This window comes from Methyloglobulus sp. (assembly GCF_046714055.1).
Taxonomy (GTDB): Bacteria; Pseudomonadota; Gammaproteobacteria; order Methylococcales; family Methylomonadaceae; genus Methyloglobulus.
On the sequence record NZ_JBKKBJ010000209.1, the window covers coordinates 1 to 13916 of the forward strand.

The 13916-nt window shown below is 44.3% G+C and carries 12 protein-coding genes; 7 read left to right on the forward strand and 5 right to left on the reverse strand.

The features are described from left to right. Positions 1-160: 160 nt before the first annotated feature. The 3 genes from ACLQ6D_RS12580 to ACLQ6D_RS12590 all read right to left on the reverse strand — a co-directional run bounded on the left by ACLQ6D_RS12580 (position 161) and on the right by ACLQ6D_RS12590 (position 3564). Positions 161-1288 (reverse strand): sodium ion-translocating decarboxylase subunit beta, encoded by a 1128-nt coding sequence (locus ACLQ6D_RS12580; RefSeq protein ID WP_411727642.1) that lies wholly within the window; start codon positions 1286-1288, stop codon positions 161-163. A gap of 150 nt (positions 1289-1438) precedes the next feature. Then, positions 1439-3235 carry a sodium-extruding oxaloacetate decarboxylase subunit alpha gene (oadA, locus tag ACLQ6D_RS12585; protein ID WP_411727644.1) on the reverse strand — a complete coding sequence of 599 codons (1797 nt, stop codon included), beginning with the start codon at positions 3233-3235 and terminating at the stop codon, positions 1439-1441. A gap of 101 nt (positions 3236-3336) precedes the next feature. After that, complete coding sequence (locus tag ACLQ6D_RS12590) at positions 3337-3564, reverse strand: OadG family protein (protein ID WP_411727645.1); 228 nt, start codon at positions 3562-3564, stop codon at positions 3337-3339. Positions 3565-3807: 243 nt separating this feature from the next. Here ACLQ6D_RS12590 and ACLQ6D_RS12595 point away from each other — a divergent pair, with 243 nt between their 5' ends. From ACLQ6D_RS12595 to ACLQ6D_RS12610, 4 genes are all read left to right on the forward strand, one after another. Then, positions 3808-4056, forward strand: coding sequence for a type II toxin-antitoxin system Phd/YefM family antitoxin (locus tag ACLQ6D_RS12595; protein ID WP_411727646.1), 249 nt, complete (start codon positions 3808-3810; stop codon positions 4054-4056). After that, positions 4053-4334, forward strand: a complete 282-nt coding sequence (locus ACLQ6D_RS12600) for a type II toxin-antitoxin system YafQ family toxin (protein WP_411727648.1) — start codon at positions 4053-4055, stop codon at positions 4332-4334. Before ACLQ6D_RS12595 ends, ACLQ6D_RS12600 begins: the two co-directional genes overlap by 4 nt. A 189-nt stretch (positions 4335-4523) precedes the next feature. After that, positions 4524-5849 (forward strand): hypothetical protein, encoded by a 1326-nt coding sequence (locus tag ACLQ6D_RS12605; RefSeq protein WP_411727650.1) that lies wholly within the window; start codon positions 4524-4526, stop codon positions 5847-5849. Positions 5850-6014: 165 nt separating this feature from the next. Further along, complete coding sequence (locus ACLQ6D_RS12610) at positions 6015-6899, forward strand: carbon-nitrogen hydrolase (RefSeq protein WP_411727651.1); 885 nt, start codon at positions 6015-6017, stop codon at positions 6897-6899. A gap of 130 nt (positions 6900-7029) precedes the next feature. Here ACLQ6D_RS12610 and ACLQ6D_RS12615 read toward each other — a convergent pair whose 3' ends face one another. Continuing rightward, positions 7030-7344: an H-NS family nucleoid-associated regulatory protein gene (locus ACLQ6D_RS12615; protein ID WP_411727652.1), complete on the reverse strand. Its 315-nt coding sequence runs from the start codon at positions 7342-7344 to the stop codon at positions 7030-7032. Between the two features lie 107 nt (positions 7345-7451). After that, positions 7452-8075 (reverse strand): DUF2914 domain-containing protein, encoded by a 624-nt coding sequence (locus ACLQ6D_RS12620; RefSeq protein WP_411727653.1) that lies wholly within the window; start codon positions 8073-8075, stop codon positions 7452-7454. Positions 8076-8395: 320 nt separating this feature from the next. Here ACLQ6D_RS12620 and ACLQ6D_RS12625 point away from each other — a divergent pair, with 320 nt between their 5' ends. The 3 genes from ACLQ6D_RS12625 to lpdA are packed head-to-tail and all read left to right on the forward strand — an operon-like array spanning position 8396 to position 13899. After that, positions 8396-11227: a 2-oxoglutarate dehydrogenase E1 component gene (locus ACLQ6D_RS12625; protein WP_411727655.1), complete on the forward strand. Its 2832-nt coding sequence runs from the start codon at positions 8396-8398 to the stop codon at positions 11225-11227. A gap of 1 nt (position 11228) precedes the next feature. After that, positions 11229-12452 carry a 2-oxoglutarate dehydrogenase complex dihydrolipoyllysine-residue succinyltransferase gene (gene odhB / locus ACLQ6D_RS12630; protein ID WP_411727656.1) on the forward strand — a complete coding sequence of 408 codons (1224 nt, stop codon included), beginning with the start codon at positions 11229-11231 and terminating at the stop codon, positions 12450-12452. A gap of 4 nt (positions 12453-12456) precedes the next feature. Continuing rightward, positions 12457-13899: a dihydrolipoyl dehydrogenase gene (gene lpdA, locus ACLQ6D_RS12635; protein WP_411727657.1), complete on the forward strand. Its 1443-nt coding sequence runs from the start codon at positions 12457-12459 to the stop codon at positions 13897-13899. The last annotated feature ends 17 nt before the right edge of the window (positions 13900-13916 follow it).

The window sequence follows — 13916 nt, forward strand, 5'->3', positions numbered from 1 at the left end:
ACCGTGTCTTGCTTTCGACCTATGCCGCCTTCCGCCTGGAATGCCTGTCAGTCCGGCATAAACCCGACCATTTTGCCCTGCGGGCTAAATTGTACATGAAAGCTGTTCGCTTAGCTTTTGACGAGCTACAAACGTTCAAGTGCGTAACATGAGTTAATTACTACTTAACCAGACTCAACAAAACCCCAGCCGCCACCGCAGAACCGATCACCCCTGCTACATTAGGCCCCATGGCGTGCATGAGTAAAAAGTTATGGGGATTACTCTCCAAACCCAACTTATTGGCAACCCGTGCCGCCATCGGCACGGCTGACACACCCGCTGCACCGATCAGTGGATTAATCAGTGTACTGCTGAATCGGTTCATGATTTTCGCCATGATGACACCAGCTGCGGTGCCAATTGCGAAGGCACAAGCCCCCAACGCCAATATTCCCAAGGTTTTGACTTGTAAAAACGCCTCGGCGCTGAGCTTTGACCCGACCGATAAGCCCAAAAAGATGGTGACAATGTTGATGAGTTCGTTTTGTGCGGTATGGCTTAAGCGTTCAACCACGCCGCACACGTTCATTAAGTTACCCAATGCAAACATGCCGATCAACGGCGTGGCAGACGGCAATAGCAATATGGAAAGAACGAGCAACAGCAAAGGGAAAACGATTTTTTCGGCTTTGCTGACATCACGCAGTTGCTGCATTTCAATCTTACGTTCGTCTTCCGTCGTCAAGGCGCGCATGATCGGCGGTTGGATTAGCGGCACCAGGGCCATGTAGGAATAGGCCGCCACTGCGATAGCTCCCAATAAATCCGGGGCTAATTTTGATGCGACATATATCGCCGTTGGCCCATCCGCGCCGCCGATAATGCCGATAGCTGCAGCATCTTTTAAGCTGAATTCCAAGCCCGGAATGATATTGAGCGCTAGCGCACCTAACAATGAAGCAAAGATACCAAACTGCGCTGCCGCCCCTAACAGTAGGGTTTTAGGGTTGGCAATCATGGGGCCAAAATCGGTCATGGCACCCACCCCCATAAAGATAAGCAATGGAAAAATACCTGTTTTAATGCCGAAGTACAGGTAAGACAAAAGACCGCCTTCTTCGGCGATACCTGCTACGGGAATATTGCTGAGGATTGCCCCAAAACCGATCGGCAATAACAGCAAGGGTTCAAAGCCTTTGCTGATGGCAAGAAACAGCAGCACAAAACCCACCAGCATCATAAACGCCTGACCGCCGGTAAAATTATAAAGCCCGGTGCTATGCCACAGTGAAAGTAGATTTTCCATTTGTGTCTTTAAAGTAGAATGCGTTATGACTGGCGATAATCCTTAAAATCCCCTCATCCCAGCCTTCGACCCCCATGGACGGGGGAAGTGTGGCAAGTGGCCGGGAGCCACTGCCACCTCCCAAAAGGAGAAGGGGGCTTTTGAATTTGCCTATAAAGAAACCAGCACGTCGCCGCTGGCAACCGTACCGCCCTCTTTTACGTTGACAGCACTGACAATACCGGCAACTTTTGTGCGTATTTCGGTTTCCATTTTCATGGCTTCCATGATGACAACAACCTCACCTTTGGCAACACTTGCGCCTACTTCAACAAGGATTTTTAAAATTGTTCCCGCCATCGGTGCGACCACCACTTCACCACTGCTGGATGCCGGTGTCGCATACGCGGCGCTGACTTCAGGCTTGATGGTTAACGCTGCCCCACCTGGGCCTACAGCTACCTTGAAGTTCCGTCCATCGACGTTAACAGAGTAGGTTTCAATAGCCGAATCCGCTTTTTTAGCCGAGACTACTGATCTTGACGTATATGCGGCAAACACTTCGGGGTCAGGCACCGCTTCAAAAGCAGCCGGATTACCGCGATTAACAAGAAATTTCCAACCCACTTGATTGAACATGCCATTAATCAAGGCATCTTCTTCAACGCTTTCAGCAAGCCTTATGCCTTCTTTCTCGGCTTTTTCCAGCACGTCGGCAATTAATTTATTCATTTCCGATTCAAGTAAATCGGCTGGACGGCAGGTAATCGCAGTCGCGCCATTCAACACCCGCGCTTGCAATTGTTTATTGACTGGTGCAGGGGTCGCGCCGTATTCCCCCTTCAATACACCTGCGGTTTCCTTGGTTATGGTTTTATAACGCTCGCCATTCATGACGTTGATAACGGCTTGGGTGCCTACGATTTGTGAAGTAGGTGTCACCAAGGGAATAAAACCCAAATCTTCGCGTACGCGTGGAATTTCCTTTATAACCTCATCAAACTTGTCAGATGCGCCCTGCTCCCTTAACTGGCTTTCCATATTGGTCAACATGCCGCCCGGCACTTGCGCGACCAGAATACGACCATCAACCCCTTTCAGGCTACCTTCAAACTGTGCATATTTTTTGCGGACTTCCCTAAAATAAGCGGCAATTTCTTCCAGCTTGACCAAATCCAGTCCGGTATCTCGGTCAGTGCCTTCAAAACTGGCGACTATCGTCTCGGTGGGGCTATGTCCATAGGTCATGCTCAACGACGAAATAGCGGTATCTACATTGTCTATACCCGCCTCGGCTGCTTTGATGATGCTGGGAACGCTCAAACCCGTGGTCGCATGGCACTGCATGTGGATAGGGATAGCAGTGCTTTTTTTCAGGCGGCTCACCAGCTCAAACGCATCATAAGGTCTAAGTAACCCCGCCATATCCTTGATGCAGATGGAGTGTGCGCCCATATCTTCAATCTGCTTGCCCAGATCGACCCACACATCCATCGTGTGGACCGGACTGGTGGTATAGGAAATCGTCCCTTGGGCGTGGGCATCGGTATTCAACACCGCTTTTATGGCACGTTCGATGTTACGCATGTCATTCATGGCATCAAAGATGCGAAACACATCAATGCCATTAATGGCGCAACGTTCGACAAATTTATCAACGACATCATCGGCATAGTGGCGGTAACCTAACAGGTTTTGGCCGCGCAGCAACATCTGCTGACGTGTTTTGGGCATTGCCTTTTTAAGCAATCGCAACCGCTCCCAGGGATCTTCACCCAGATACCTGATACACGCATCAAAAGTAGCGCCGCCCCAAGATTCCATCGACCAGTACCCGATTTCATCCAGCTTGCCGCAAATGGGCAACATATCCTCAATACGCAACCGAGTTGCAAGTATTGATTGATGTGCGTCACGTAGGACGACCTCAGTGATAGCCAAGGGCTTTTTTTTGTTTTTTGTAGCCATTCTTGTTGTTATCTCTTAAACCTGCAGCTTATATTACCGCCCGGTCATTTGAATGTAGGTTTATGTCCAAATGGTTAGGCAATAGCCAAGCAATTAAACGGTCAATGATGTTTATTTCGATACTGATGCACTGCTGCTGTAATTGCGGCAACTGTACTCTTATCAATACCGCTGGGCACACTGCGAATTTTAAGCGATGGATCAGGAAAATAGCGTTGTACCAACGCGGACATCATGTTGATTGCAACGACTAACATGGTAAGGAAGACAAACACTATACCCATACCGGCAAACATCAGTTCAATGCCGCTGCTGATCTGTCCTGTCATGCTCCACGCCTGCTTATATAAAGTCAAATTAGTGCCATTATCCCTAAAACCTTTCAGCTAAACAAACTAAAGATAATCGATAGGCTTCGTTTTTTAATTAGATATCCAAGTCTATTCATCCAACTACTCAAAACGAGGCTAAAATTTTTCAGAATGTTTAGAGTAAAGCACACTAAAGCCATTTGTTTGACTGATAACTCGTTTCATCATATAGTTTATCGTGCGATTTATAAGGTGAATAAAATGATTACAGCCAACGATTTAAAAACCAAAGGTGTTGCGTGTTTAGAAGAAAGCCTCGCCGATAAGCCGGAAGCGGTCATAACTGTGCGCGGAAAAGAATGTTTTGTAGTCATGAAAATCGAGCATTATCACTACCTGCGCGAAATGGAACTGGAAGCCGCACTGTATGAGTCCCAACAAGACATAGCCGCCGGACGGTTTAGCACGGAGAGTATCGACCAACATGTGGCGGAGCTATTCGCCAAATGAGCTACACCCTAATATTTACCGACAGCTATAAAAAACGCGCCAAACGCTTTGCACGGCAGCATCCTGAGCTAAAGGAGCAGTACCAGAAAACCCTGTTATTATTGGCACAAAACCCACACCACACATCGTTACGGTTACATCCACTAAAAGGCAAGCTGGCCGCTTTGCATTCGGTATCGATCAATATCGGCTACCGGCTAACCCTGGAAATGATCATCACCGAAAAGGAAATTATTCTGGTTAATGTTGGCAGTCATGATGAGATTTATCAAACATGATCTGCACATTCGGTAACACGAAACTTGACGCTAATCGGTGAAACGGCACATAACCTGCCAAATTTAAGCCTTCGTTTAAGCATTAGTTTTGGATTTTGTTGGAAAGTTTGATCTTGATGCTGGAGAATAATTTAAGATGGACTCTGTACCTCAACCAATCCTATCTTGCTACAGTTTTCAGGAGCCATAATGCAAAATCGCGGTTTATCTGAATTCAAGTCATTCTCGGGCTCTCTTCAAGCAAATGGTTGCGTCGCTCCTGTAACTTTTCGCGCTCGCATTAACCCTTCAGGGGAAGTTGAATTTGATTTCGATGAAATTGCCATAACGAAAGAAACCAGCTTCATTGAGGAGCACTGGCGCCATAAGGGATCAAGCCTCAGCTACTTTTCTTTGATTGGAAAAGCCGAAGACGGTACCGAAATAACAACCGAAAGTCTCTATTTTTCAAGTTCTGGTTTCAGTGGTTTAAGTTACCATATGAGTTTCAGCGGCGGCCATTGTTCGAGAGCAAAGTTTCATCGCAAATTAGTTGAGCCAAAACCGAAGCCGTGGCTACGTATGTTGTTGAAAAGTTTTAGGAGTGCCCATCCCTTAAAGTGGCAGTGTCGCCTTGGAACGATCTCAATGTTAGAATTTCCACCGGATGATATTCCTGACGCTATCACAGGTTTCATCATAGTGGAATCCGACAACGAGAATTTCGATCTATCTGTCTGGCATGATGAAGCTAACAAATTGCTTGATCATGTTCGGCTGGTGATGTCTTTTGCTTCAGGATTGATACTTCCAGCGCCGGTTATTGAATTTTACATGGGTGATAAATTAGAAGTCGTGGTTTCTTCGCCGATTAGACAAGCATCATCCGCATCTTTCCCCGTTTTCGGGTATGTCAATCAGCAACCCATTTTCAAAGTAGCTGTTACCTCTTTCTTCGATCCTCCATTTGTGGTGCAAAATCTTTTTATCGCCATCGATTGGTTCGCCATGGGTACTACTTATGCCGAGGTTCGTTTGGTTAATACCATGACGGTACTTGAAAATCTCATTGCCTCTAATCTTGGCGAAAGTGACATGTTGATATTGCCAGACAAGAAAGAATTCGAAAAATACAGACGAACGTTGCGTAAGGTGCTTAAACAATGCATTAAAAAATGGTCAAGAGATGAGACGAAAAATGAAGATATTTTGTCGGATATTAACGAACGTCTTGCTGATTTAAACCGCCGATCAATTATACAAAAACTCAATATTTTAGCTGAACGATGGTCAGTTCCCCTTGATGGAATTACTCCGAAACAGATCAAAGCAGCCAAAAATGCGAGAGACTCAATCGTGCATCGAGGCCACTATGACAAGGACGGTAGTAGCAAAGAACTATGGAAGCACGCCATGGTTGTTCGGGAGATAGTTATTCGGTTTCTATTTACGGCAATTGGTTACCAAGGTAAATATATCTCACAGCTTGGTGGATACCACGAAGCTCAGTTCCCACCAATAATCAATGGTGACTAAATTGATGGTTGTAAAATTACTCAGTTACGTGGCAGGAAAAGTAAACTGGTTCCATGATTATTTATTCCTTTACGTTGCTATTTCAAACAAGAAACTCTGAATTCCCTGTCATGTCGGTTTTTAAATCGCTAGAATAAGCCAATTAAATTCCATAACTTTCCAATCATGAAAACAACTCTCACTGTCAGTGCTGTTCAACAGCCTTGTAATCAAGACAGGCAGACAAATTTTGATTTTTCTGTCGCAAAAATTCATGAGGCTGCCGCCAACAATGCCGATCTGGTGGTATTGCCTGAATTGCATCTCGATCCTTATTTTTGCCAGAATGAGGATTACCGTCACTTTGATCTCGCCCAACCGATTCCAGGCCCTACCACCGAGATACTATCGGGATTGGCAAAAAAACTGGGGGTTGTGATTGTTTCGACGCTGTTCGAAAAACGGTCAGCAGGGCTTTACCATAACACGGCGGTGGTCTTTGATAAGGATGGCAGCCTAGCCGGAAAATATCGCAAGATGCACATCCCGGACGACCCAGGATTTTACGAGAAATACTATTTCACTCCGGGCGACATCGGTTTTAAGCCGATTGAGACTTCCATCGGCAAACTTGGCGTATTGATCTGCTGGGACCAGTGGTTTCCTGAAGGGGCGCGGCTTATGGCCTTAGCGGGCGCTGAAATGCTGATTTATCCTACCGCCATAGGCTGGAATCCAGAGGATACCGATGACGAACACCAACGTCAGTTAAATGCCTGGATCACTATCCAGCGTTCTCATGCGATTGCCAACGGTGTTCCGGTCATTGCCTGTAACCGCATCGGCTTTGAGAAAGCGCCGGATTCAGATGCAGGCATTTACTTCTGGGGAAATAGTTTTATTGCAGGGCCTCAAGGAGAGATACTAACCAGTGCCAATGATTCTGAATCCGCACTTTTGACATGCACCATAGATAAAGCCCGATCCGAGCGTGTTAGGCAAATTTGGCCTTATCTTCGTGACCGAAGGATTGATGAGTATGGCAATTTAATCAGGCGTTATATTGACTAAGCCAGGCTGATGTATACCTTAATATAGGGCGTGAATTAGGCTGGTACATATTAGTAACTGGCAAGTAATCTGGCAAATTTAAAACCCTGCCAGTTATTACTATAAATAACGCTATTATTTGTAGCTAAAGCTACACTTTGAATTCAGAGCGGTCATGGCCTTTATCGAGTAAGGCTTGCAGCCATTTAGGCGTCATTCCACGCCCTGTCCAGGTTTTTTCAGTATCTTTGGGGTGGCGGTATTTGATGGGGACTTTAGAAACAGTACGTGTGGGTTTCTTTCCCTCTTCATGAATTTCTACATTCACTTCGATAGACGCCGCCAATTCTTTAATTTTGGCAATGACCTCTTTTCGTTTATTGGCTTGCTTGCTTTTTAACGCGTTTTCCGCCCGTTCGATAACGGCCCGTAACTCAATTTCAGAAAGATTTTGATAATCAGTCATTATTACTATTCCCAGTTAAATAAAGTCATTTTACCATTTTGGCTTATATTGTAATAATTATTTATTACTGACAAGGATTACCTTATTTTTTGTTCAAAAACTTAAGCTCATTTCAATTTCAGGTTAAAGCTTTTCTCATTTAGCTTATTTCTTGATTCATCCACCAGCCTGACTACCCAATCATTATTTGTTGTGTAGGTAATTAGTTGCTTGCTTGCAGTGCGCCAAGGGTTAGCGGATATATTAACTTTTTTTCTCGAAACGAGATTGCCATTTAACCACCATTCGTGGTAAACAGTTTTACCTTCCATACCTTTTAATTCAACAAAATAATAAATCCATAAGGTTTCTTTTTTGCCGATTTTTAAAGGTAGCTTTAGGCTATCAACCGGTTCGTTTTTTTCGATTTCACTGGTCAATTGTGACCTGGCGACTACTTTATTAATATCCAACTCTGGTTTTTCTGGAATATTGACAACCTTATCAGGCTGGGATTTAATTTCAGCAGGTTGTTCGGGCAATGCCAATTGTGTGCTGGTATCACTCTTTTGGTCGTCGCTATCAGTAAAATAAAATAACGTCATGAGTATCAAAAGGACACTGCCTAGCGCTAAACCTATCCGCTTAAAATTCCATTCCGTTATAACGCCTGGAGCCGAAACAGGCTTCCCTGTAATGTTTCCAGGTGTCGGGTATTTAACTTTGATGACAATATTTTTCTTTTCTGACATAAATGAATTAACCCTATTCAGGTGACCCAATACGATTACGCTTTAATGCCAACTATAGCATAGATTTTGTCGAATAAAGTGTTATACCTTGTTAATATACAAGTATGATTATGACCATAGAAACGCTGATTAAAATTAACCCTTACCAGAGTTGTAGATAAGCGGAAGTTTGCTATGCTCATAGCAAAGCATATCTCCTGAAGGTTATATTGGCCTGATAACGTGGGCTTTTGAGTGTTAAGAATATAACAGGACGTTTTTTGTTTTTTGACGTTCTCCTTGAACGTAACCTTTGCAGAATAATGTGGATATCCCTCTAAATGAATACACTACTTAAATTTTTTCAAGACTCTTCCTCCCTATATGGTGGTAACGCTACTTTTGTTGAAAACCTTTATGAACGGTTTCTGGAAGACCCAGATTCGGTTGAGCCAGGCTGGCGGCAACAATTCCGTGAAATCCATAACGGCGTCGCTTATGAAATTCCCCATAGCCCTATTGTAGAGCGTTTTGGACAACTGGCATCAAAACCCCAAAGCAGAATTGCACAGATCCAAGGCTTTACTGAAGAAAGCGTACAAAAACAATCAGCCGTAGCCAGGTTGATTAACCATTACCGCGTTCGTGGACATCAGATTGCCAACAACAACCCACTTGGTGGCGATATTGATACTCCAGATCTCACCGACATGGATCCTGCATATTACGGCCTGTCCGAGCTGGATATGGACACTTTGTTTGACACGGGCGCACTCTATGGGGTCGATCGCCTGCCTTTACGGGATATTATCAACCGCCTCAAAGATATCTACTGCGGCAGTATCGGCTCTGAGTATATGCACATCGTTGATACCCAAATTAGACGTTGGGTGATCACGCGAATCGAAAGCTACACGGCGGATTTAAAAATTGAATCCGAAAAAAAACTGTGGCTATTGCAACTGCTAACCGCTGCGGAAGGCATCGAGCATTATCTACAGAATAAATTTGTGGGCCAGAAACGTTTCTCTCTTGAGGGGGGGGAATCATTGATCCCGATTTTAGACGAATTAATCCAGAATTCCGGCGCCAAGGGGGTAAAGGAAATAGTCATTGGCATGGCGCATCGCGGCCGCCTTAATGTCTTGACCAATATATTAGGTAAAAGCCCTTCCAGCTTGTTCAACGAATTTTCAGGGACATCATCACCCTCGCCCGGTGTCAATTCAGGAGACGTGAAATACCACATGGGATTCTCCTCTGATGTAGAAACACCCGGAGGGGCTGTGCATTTAACTTTGGCATTTAATCCATCCCATTTAGAAATCATCAATCCGGTTGTTGAGGGTTCGGTAAAAGCCCGCCAGGATCGCGCCGGAAAAGACGGCAAAAACATTGTGATCCCCGTGCTTATTCACGGAGATGCCGCATTTTCTGGGCAAGGCATCGTCATGGAAACATTAAATATGTCCCAAACCCGCGCTTTTAATACGGGCGGCACTGTCCATATTGTTATTAACAATCAAATCGGATTTACCACCAGCAACCCCCTTGATGCGCGGTCAACCCTGTATAGCACAGACGTTGCAAGTATGATTCAGGCGCCAGTTTTTCACGTCAATGGGGACGATCCTGAAGCGGTCGTTTTTGTCACTAAGCTGGCGCTTGATTTTAGGATGACTTTTAACAAAGATGTCGTGATAGACCTGATTTGTTACCGCCGTTTAGGCCACAATGAGGCAGACGAACCGGCCACCACCCAGCCGCTAATGTACAAAAAAATCCGCATTCACAAAAACGTCCGCAGAATTTATGCCGAAAAACTCATCAAGGAAAACACCATCACCCAAGAGCAGTCAACTGCTATGGAATCAGCTTACCAGAAACAGCTCGATGCCGGAGTTATCGTGTCAAGACCTGTCTTGGACAGCAACATTTATTCATACAGCGCACAATGGAACCAATTTCTGAACCAGAATTGGGATATTTCCGTCCGCACATCGGTTTCCATTGACCACTTGCGTTATTGTAACGACAGGATGCTGCGTTTACCGACGGGCTTTGAGCTGCATCCCCGGGTTGCTAAGGTCATGGATAACCGCCGCAAGATGGCAGCCGGGGGAATGCCTTTGGACTGGGGTTTTGCTGAAAATATGGCTTATGCCACTTTGTTGATGGAAAAATTTCATGTCCGACTGACCGGACAGGATGTCGGACGGGGCACCTTTTTTCACCGCCATGCTGTACTGCATAACCAAATCAATAATAAGACCTACACTCCCCTTAAACATCTTGACAAAGATCAGGGACGCACACAAATATACGACTCCTTACTTTCTGAAGCCGGCGTATTAGGTTTCGAATATGGTTATAGCACTACCATGCCTAACACCCTGGTTATCTGGGAAGCCCAATTTGGTGATTTTGCCAATGGCGCCCAGGTCGCTATTGACCAGTTCATCAGTTCTGGTGAAACCAAGTGGGGACGCTTATGCGGCCTCGTGCTGCTGTTGCCGCACGGCTTTGAAGGTCAAGGGCCTGAGCATTCTTCAGCCCGGTTGGAGCGTTATTTACAGCTCTGCGCCGAACATAACATTCAGGTGTGCTCTCCAACAACGCCCGCGCAAATTTTTCATCTATTACGGCGTCAACTCATACGCATATACAGAAAACCGCTTATTGTCATGAGCCCAAAAAGTTTATTAAGGCATAAACTGGCTGTCTCAACGCTTGAGGATCTGACGCACGGGGAATTTCTCACAGTTATCGGAGAACAGGATAATATTGACCCTAAATTAGTCACACAGTTGGTATTTTGTGCCGGTAAGGTTTACTATGATCTAATCGAAACACGTCGGCAAGATAATCTAAAAAATACAGCTATCGCCCGTATCGAACAGCTATATCCCTTTCCGGTAGAACTTTTTAAGGCAGAAGTTGCAAAATATACCAATCTGAAAGATTTCGTCTGGTGTCAAGAAGAACCACAAAATCAAGGCGCTTGGTATCAGTCTAAACACCATTTCTCAGACAATTTGGAATCCCATATCAATGTGACCTATGCAGGACGTGAAGCATCAGCATCTCCCGCTGTCGGAAATTTTCATGTCCACATAGAACAACAAAAAGCTGTCGTACAATCTGCCTTATACGGTAACCCTTCAGGAAAATAACATGAGCATTGAAGTCATAGTCCCCAACTTACCGGAATCTGTTTCTGACGCAACCGTGGTTGTGTGGCATAAACAACCTGGAGATAGTATCCAGAAAAATGAAAACCTTGTTGACTTGGAAACGGATAAAGTTGTGCTGGAGGTACCTGCACCTGAATCTGGCCTGCTTTCAGCCATTCTCAAAGAAAATGGCGCTATTGTCACTGCCGGGGAACTCTTAGCGACAATAGAACAACAGGCAAGCCAAGAAGCCAATAAAACTGAGAAAACATTACCCACCAACAAAAAAGACATGGCAATCCCATTAAGCCCTTCCGTACGTCGGCTCATTCATGAAAAAATACTCGATCCCTCTATAATCAAGGGTACTGGCAAAGATGGCCGCCTCACTAAAATGGATGTTTTAGATCATCTTGATAAAAAGCAAACTGCAGAAAAAAAAGAATCAGACGTAACCACGACATCTGAAGTTAAACAGAAACCTATGGCCGTTATTGAACCAGACAGGACAATTTCTACGGGTCATCGACCTGAACAACGCGTCCCCATGACCCGGTTAAGGGCTAAAATTGCCGAACGTCTGCTACAGGCACAACAAAACGCGGCGATGTTGACGACATTCAATGAAGTCGATATGCAGAACATCATTGAACTTCGTAACCAATACAAAGCCAGGTTTGAAAAAAAACATAATACTAAACTGGGTTTTATGTCTTTTTTTGTCAAAGCATCAATAGAGGCTTTAAAACGCTTTCCCGCCATCAATGCCTCGATTGATAACACTGACATCATCTATCATGGTTATTACGATATTGGCATAGCCATCAGCACACCTCGCGGCCTGATCGTACCTGTACTACGTGATGCCGATCAACTCGATTTTGCTGGCATCGAAAAAGGCATTGTTGATTTTGGAGAAAAGGGCCACTCAGGCGCTTTGAGCTATGATGATTTGAAAGGAGGGACTTTTACAATCACTAACGGTGGAATTTTTGGCTCCATGTTGTCCACTCCGATACTCAATCCGCCCCAGTGTGCAATTTTAGGTATGCATGCCATTAAAGACCGTCCTGTTGTAGAAAACGGACAAATCGTTGTCAGGCCAATCATGTACTTAGCGTTATCATATGATCACCGGCTTGTTGATGGCCGCGATGCCGTACAATTTTTAGTTACTATAAAAGAATGCCTTGAAGCACCCACCTATTTGCTTCTAAATATCTAAGCACATGTTAAAAATTAAAGAGAAATACGATGCCATCATTATAGGCTCTGGCCCTTCTGGCTGTGCCTGTGCGATCAGGTGCGCCCAGCTAGGTTTAAAAACTTTGTGCGTTGATAATTTACAACACAGTCAAAGCAAAAAGTTAATGCCCGGTATTTTCACCAATGCCGGATGTTTAGAGGTGGTAGCATTATTACAATCTGCAATACTTTATGATGCTTTAATACACGACATTAATTTACACGGCATTTATGTTGAAAATATATCGCTTAATTTACATCAGATGATACAACGTAAGAACAATATCCTTGTTCAAATAAACCAAAATATTGCAAAACAATTTGTTAATTACAGAATAGATTTCATTAACGCTAAAGCAAAATTATTGGACTCAAAAATTGTAGAGATAGCTTCTGTAATTCACGCATCAAATAAAAAAATTATTGCTAAACATATCATTTTAGCCACTGAGTCCACCCCTATTTCTATACCCTGCGCTCCCATCGACAATGAATATATCCTTGATTCTTCGGCTGCTTTAAACATTAAGGAAATACCGAAACGTTTAGCCATACTTGGCACGGGTGTGATTGGACTCGAATTGGCTGGAATTTGGAACAGGCTAGGTGTCGAAACTGTTTTATTTGACGCGCAAGAAACATTTCTTGGCTTATCAGACCATCAAATATCACGAGAGGCTTATAAAATTTTCACAGAACAGGGTATGGAATTACGCTTAGGGACACGCGTTATATCAGCAAAAGTTATCCATAAAAAAGTCCTTGTCGAATATCAGGATTCCGATGGAACGCATGCTATTCGAGTCGATAAGCTTATCGTTGCCTCTGGTCGAAAACCAAATTCAGAAAATCTGGCCGCACCAGAAGCAGACTTATTGCTAGATGAAAACAGCTATGTTCACGTTAATGATAATTGCCGCACAAATTTACCTGATGTCTATGCAATAGGTGATTTGACTATGCTTGGCCCAATGCTTGCCCACAAAGGCATGGCTGAAGGCAGTTTTGTTGCTGAACAAATCGCGGGCATCCAAAGCTCACCAATTAACTACAATACTATTCCAAATGTTATCCATACTGAACCTGAGATTGCATGGGTTGGTCAAACAGAACAAGCTTTAAAAGCGTTAGGCAATGCTATTAAAATTGGAATATTTCCGCTAAACATAAATCCTAAAGCCAAATCTGCGAATAAAACAAATGGCTTGGTCAAGGTTATTGCTTGCGCTAAAAACGATACCATACTCGGTGTCCATATAATAGGTGCCCATGCTTCCGAATTGATTACAGAAGCCGTTCTCGCCATGGAATTTTCAGCTAGCAGTGAAGATCTTGCGAGGACAATCCATTCACACCCAAGCTTTACCGAAACTATTCGTGATGCTTCTCTAGCTATTAAAAATCAGGGACTGTATATACGCAGCTAAAGGCTGTTTTCTGAGGT

Excerpts from the sequence above, each read along its gene's own strand:
- ACLQ6D_RS12580 (WP_411727642.1), bottom strand. The coding sequence starts at position 1,288 with ATGGAAAATCTACTTTCACTGTGGCATAGCACCGGGCTTTATAATTTT.
- oadA (WP_411727644.1), bottom strand. The coding sequence starts at position 3,235 with ATGGCTACAAAAAACAAAAAAAAGCCCTTGGCTATCACTGAGGTCGTC.
- ACLQ6D_RS12590 (WP_411727645.1), bottom strand. The coding sequence starts at position 3,564 with ATGACAGGACAGATCAGCAGCGGCATTGAACTGATGTTTGCCGGTATG.
- ACLQ6D_RS12595 (WP_411727646.1), top strand. The coding sequence starts at position 3,808 with ATGATTACAGCCAACGATTTAAAAACCAAAGGTGTTGCGTGTTTAGAA.
- ACLQ6D_RS12600 (WP_411727648.1), top strand. The coding sequence starts at position 4,053 with ATGAGCTACACCCTAATATTTACCGACAGCTATAAAAAACGCGCCAAA.
- ACLQ6D_RS12605 (WP_411727650.1), top strand. The coding sequence starts at position 4,524 with ATGCAAAATCGCGGTTTATCTGAATTCAAGTCATTCTCGGGCTCTCTT.
- ACLQ6D_RS12610 (WP_411727651.1), top strand. The coding sequence starts at position 6,015 with ATGAAAACAACTCTCACTGTCAGTGCTGTTCAACAGCCTTGTAATCAA.
- ACLQ6D_RS12615 (WP_411727652.1), bottom strand. The coding sequence starts at position 7,344 with ATGACTGATTATCAAAATCTTTCTGAAATTGAGTTACGGGCCGTTATC.
- ACLQ6D_RS12620 (WP_411727653.1), bottom strand. The coding sequence starts at position 8,075 with ATGTCAGAAAAGAAAAATATTGTCATCAAAGTTAAATACCCGACACCT.
- ACLQ6D_RS12625 (WP_411727655.1), top strand. The coding sequence starts at position 8,396 with ATGAATACACTACTTAAATTTTTTCAAGACTCTTCCTCCCTATATGGT.
- odhB (WP_411727656.1), top strand. The coding sequence starts at position 11,229 with ATGAGCATTGAAGTCATAGTCCCCAACTTACCGGAATCTGTTTCTGAC.
- lpdA (WP_411727657.1), top strand. The coding sequence starts at position 12,457 with ATGTTAAAAATTAAAGAGAAATACGATGCCATCATTATAGGCTCTGGC.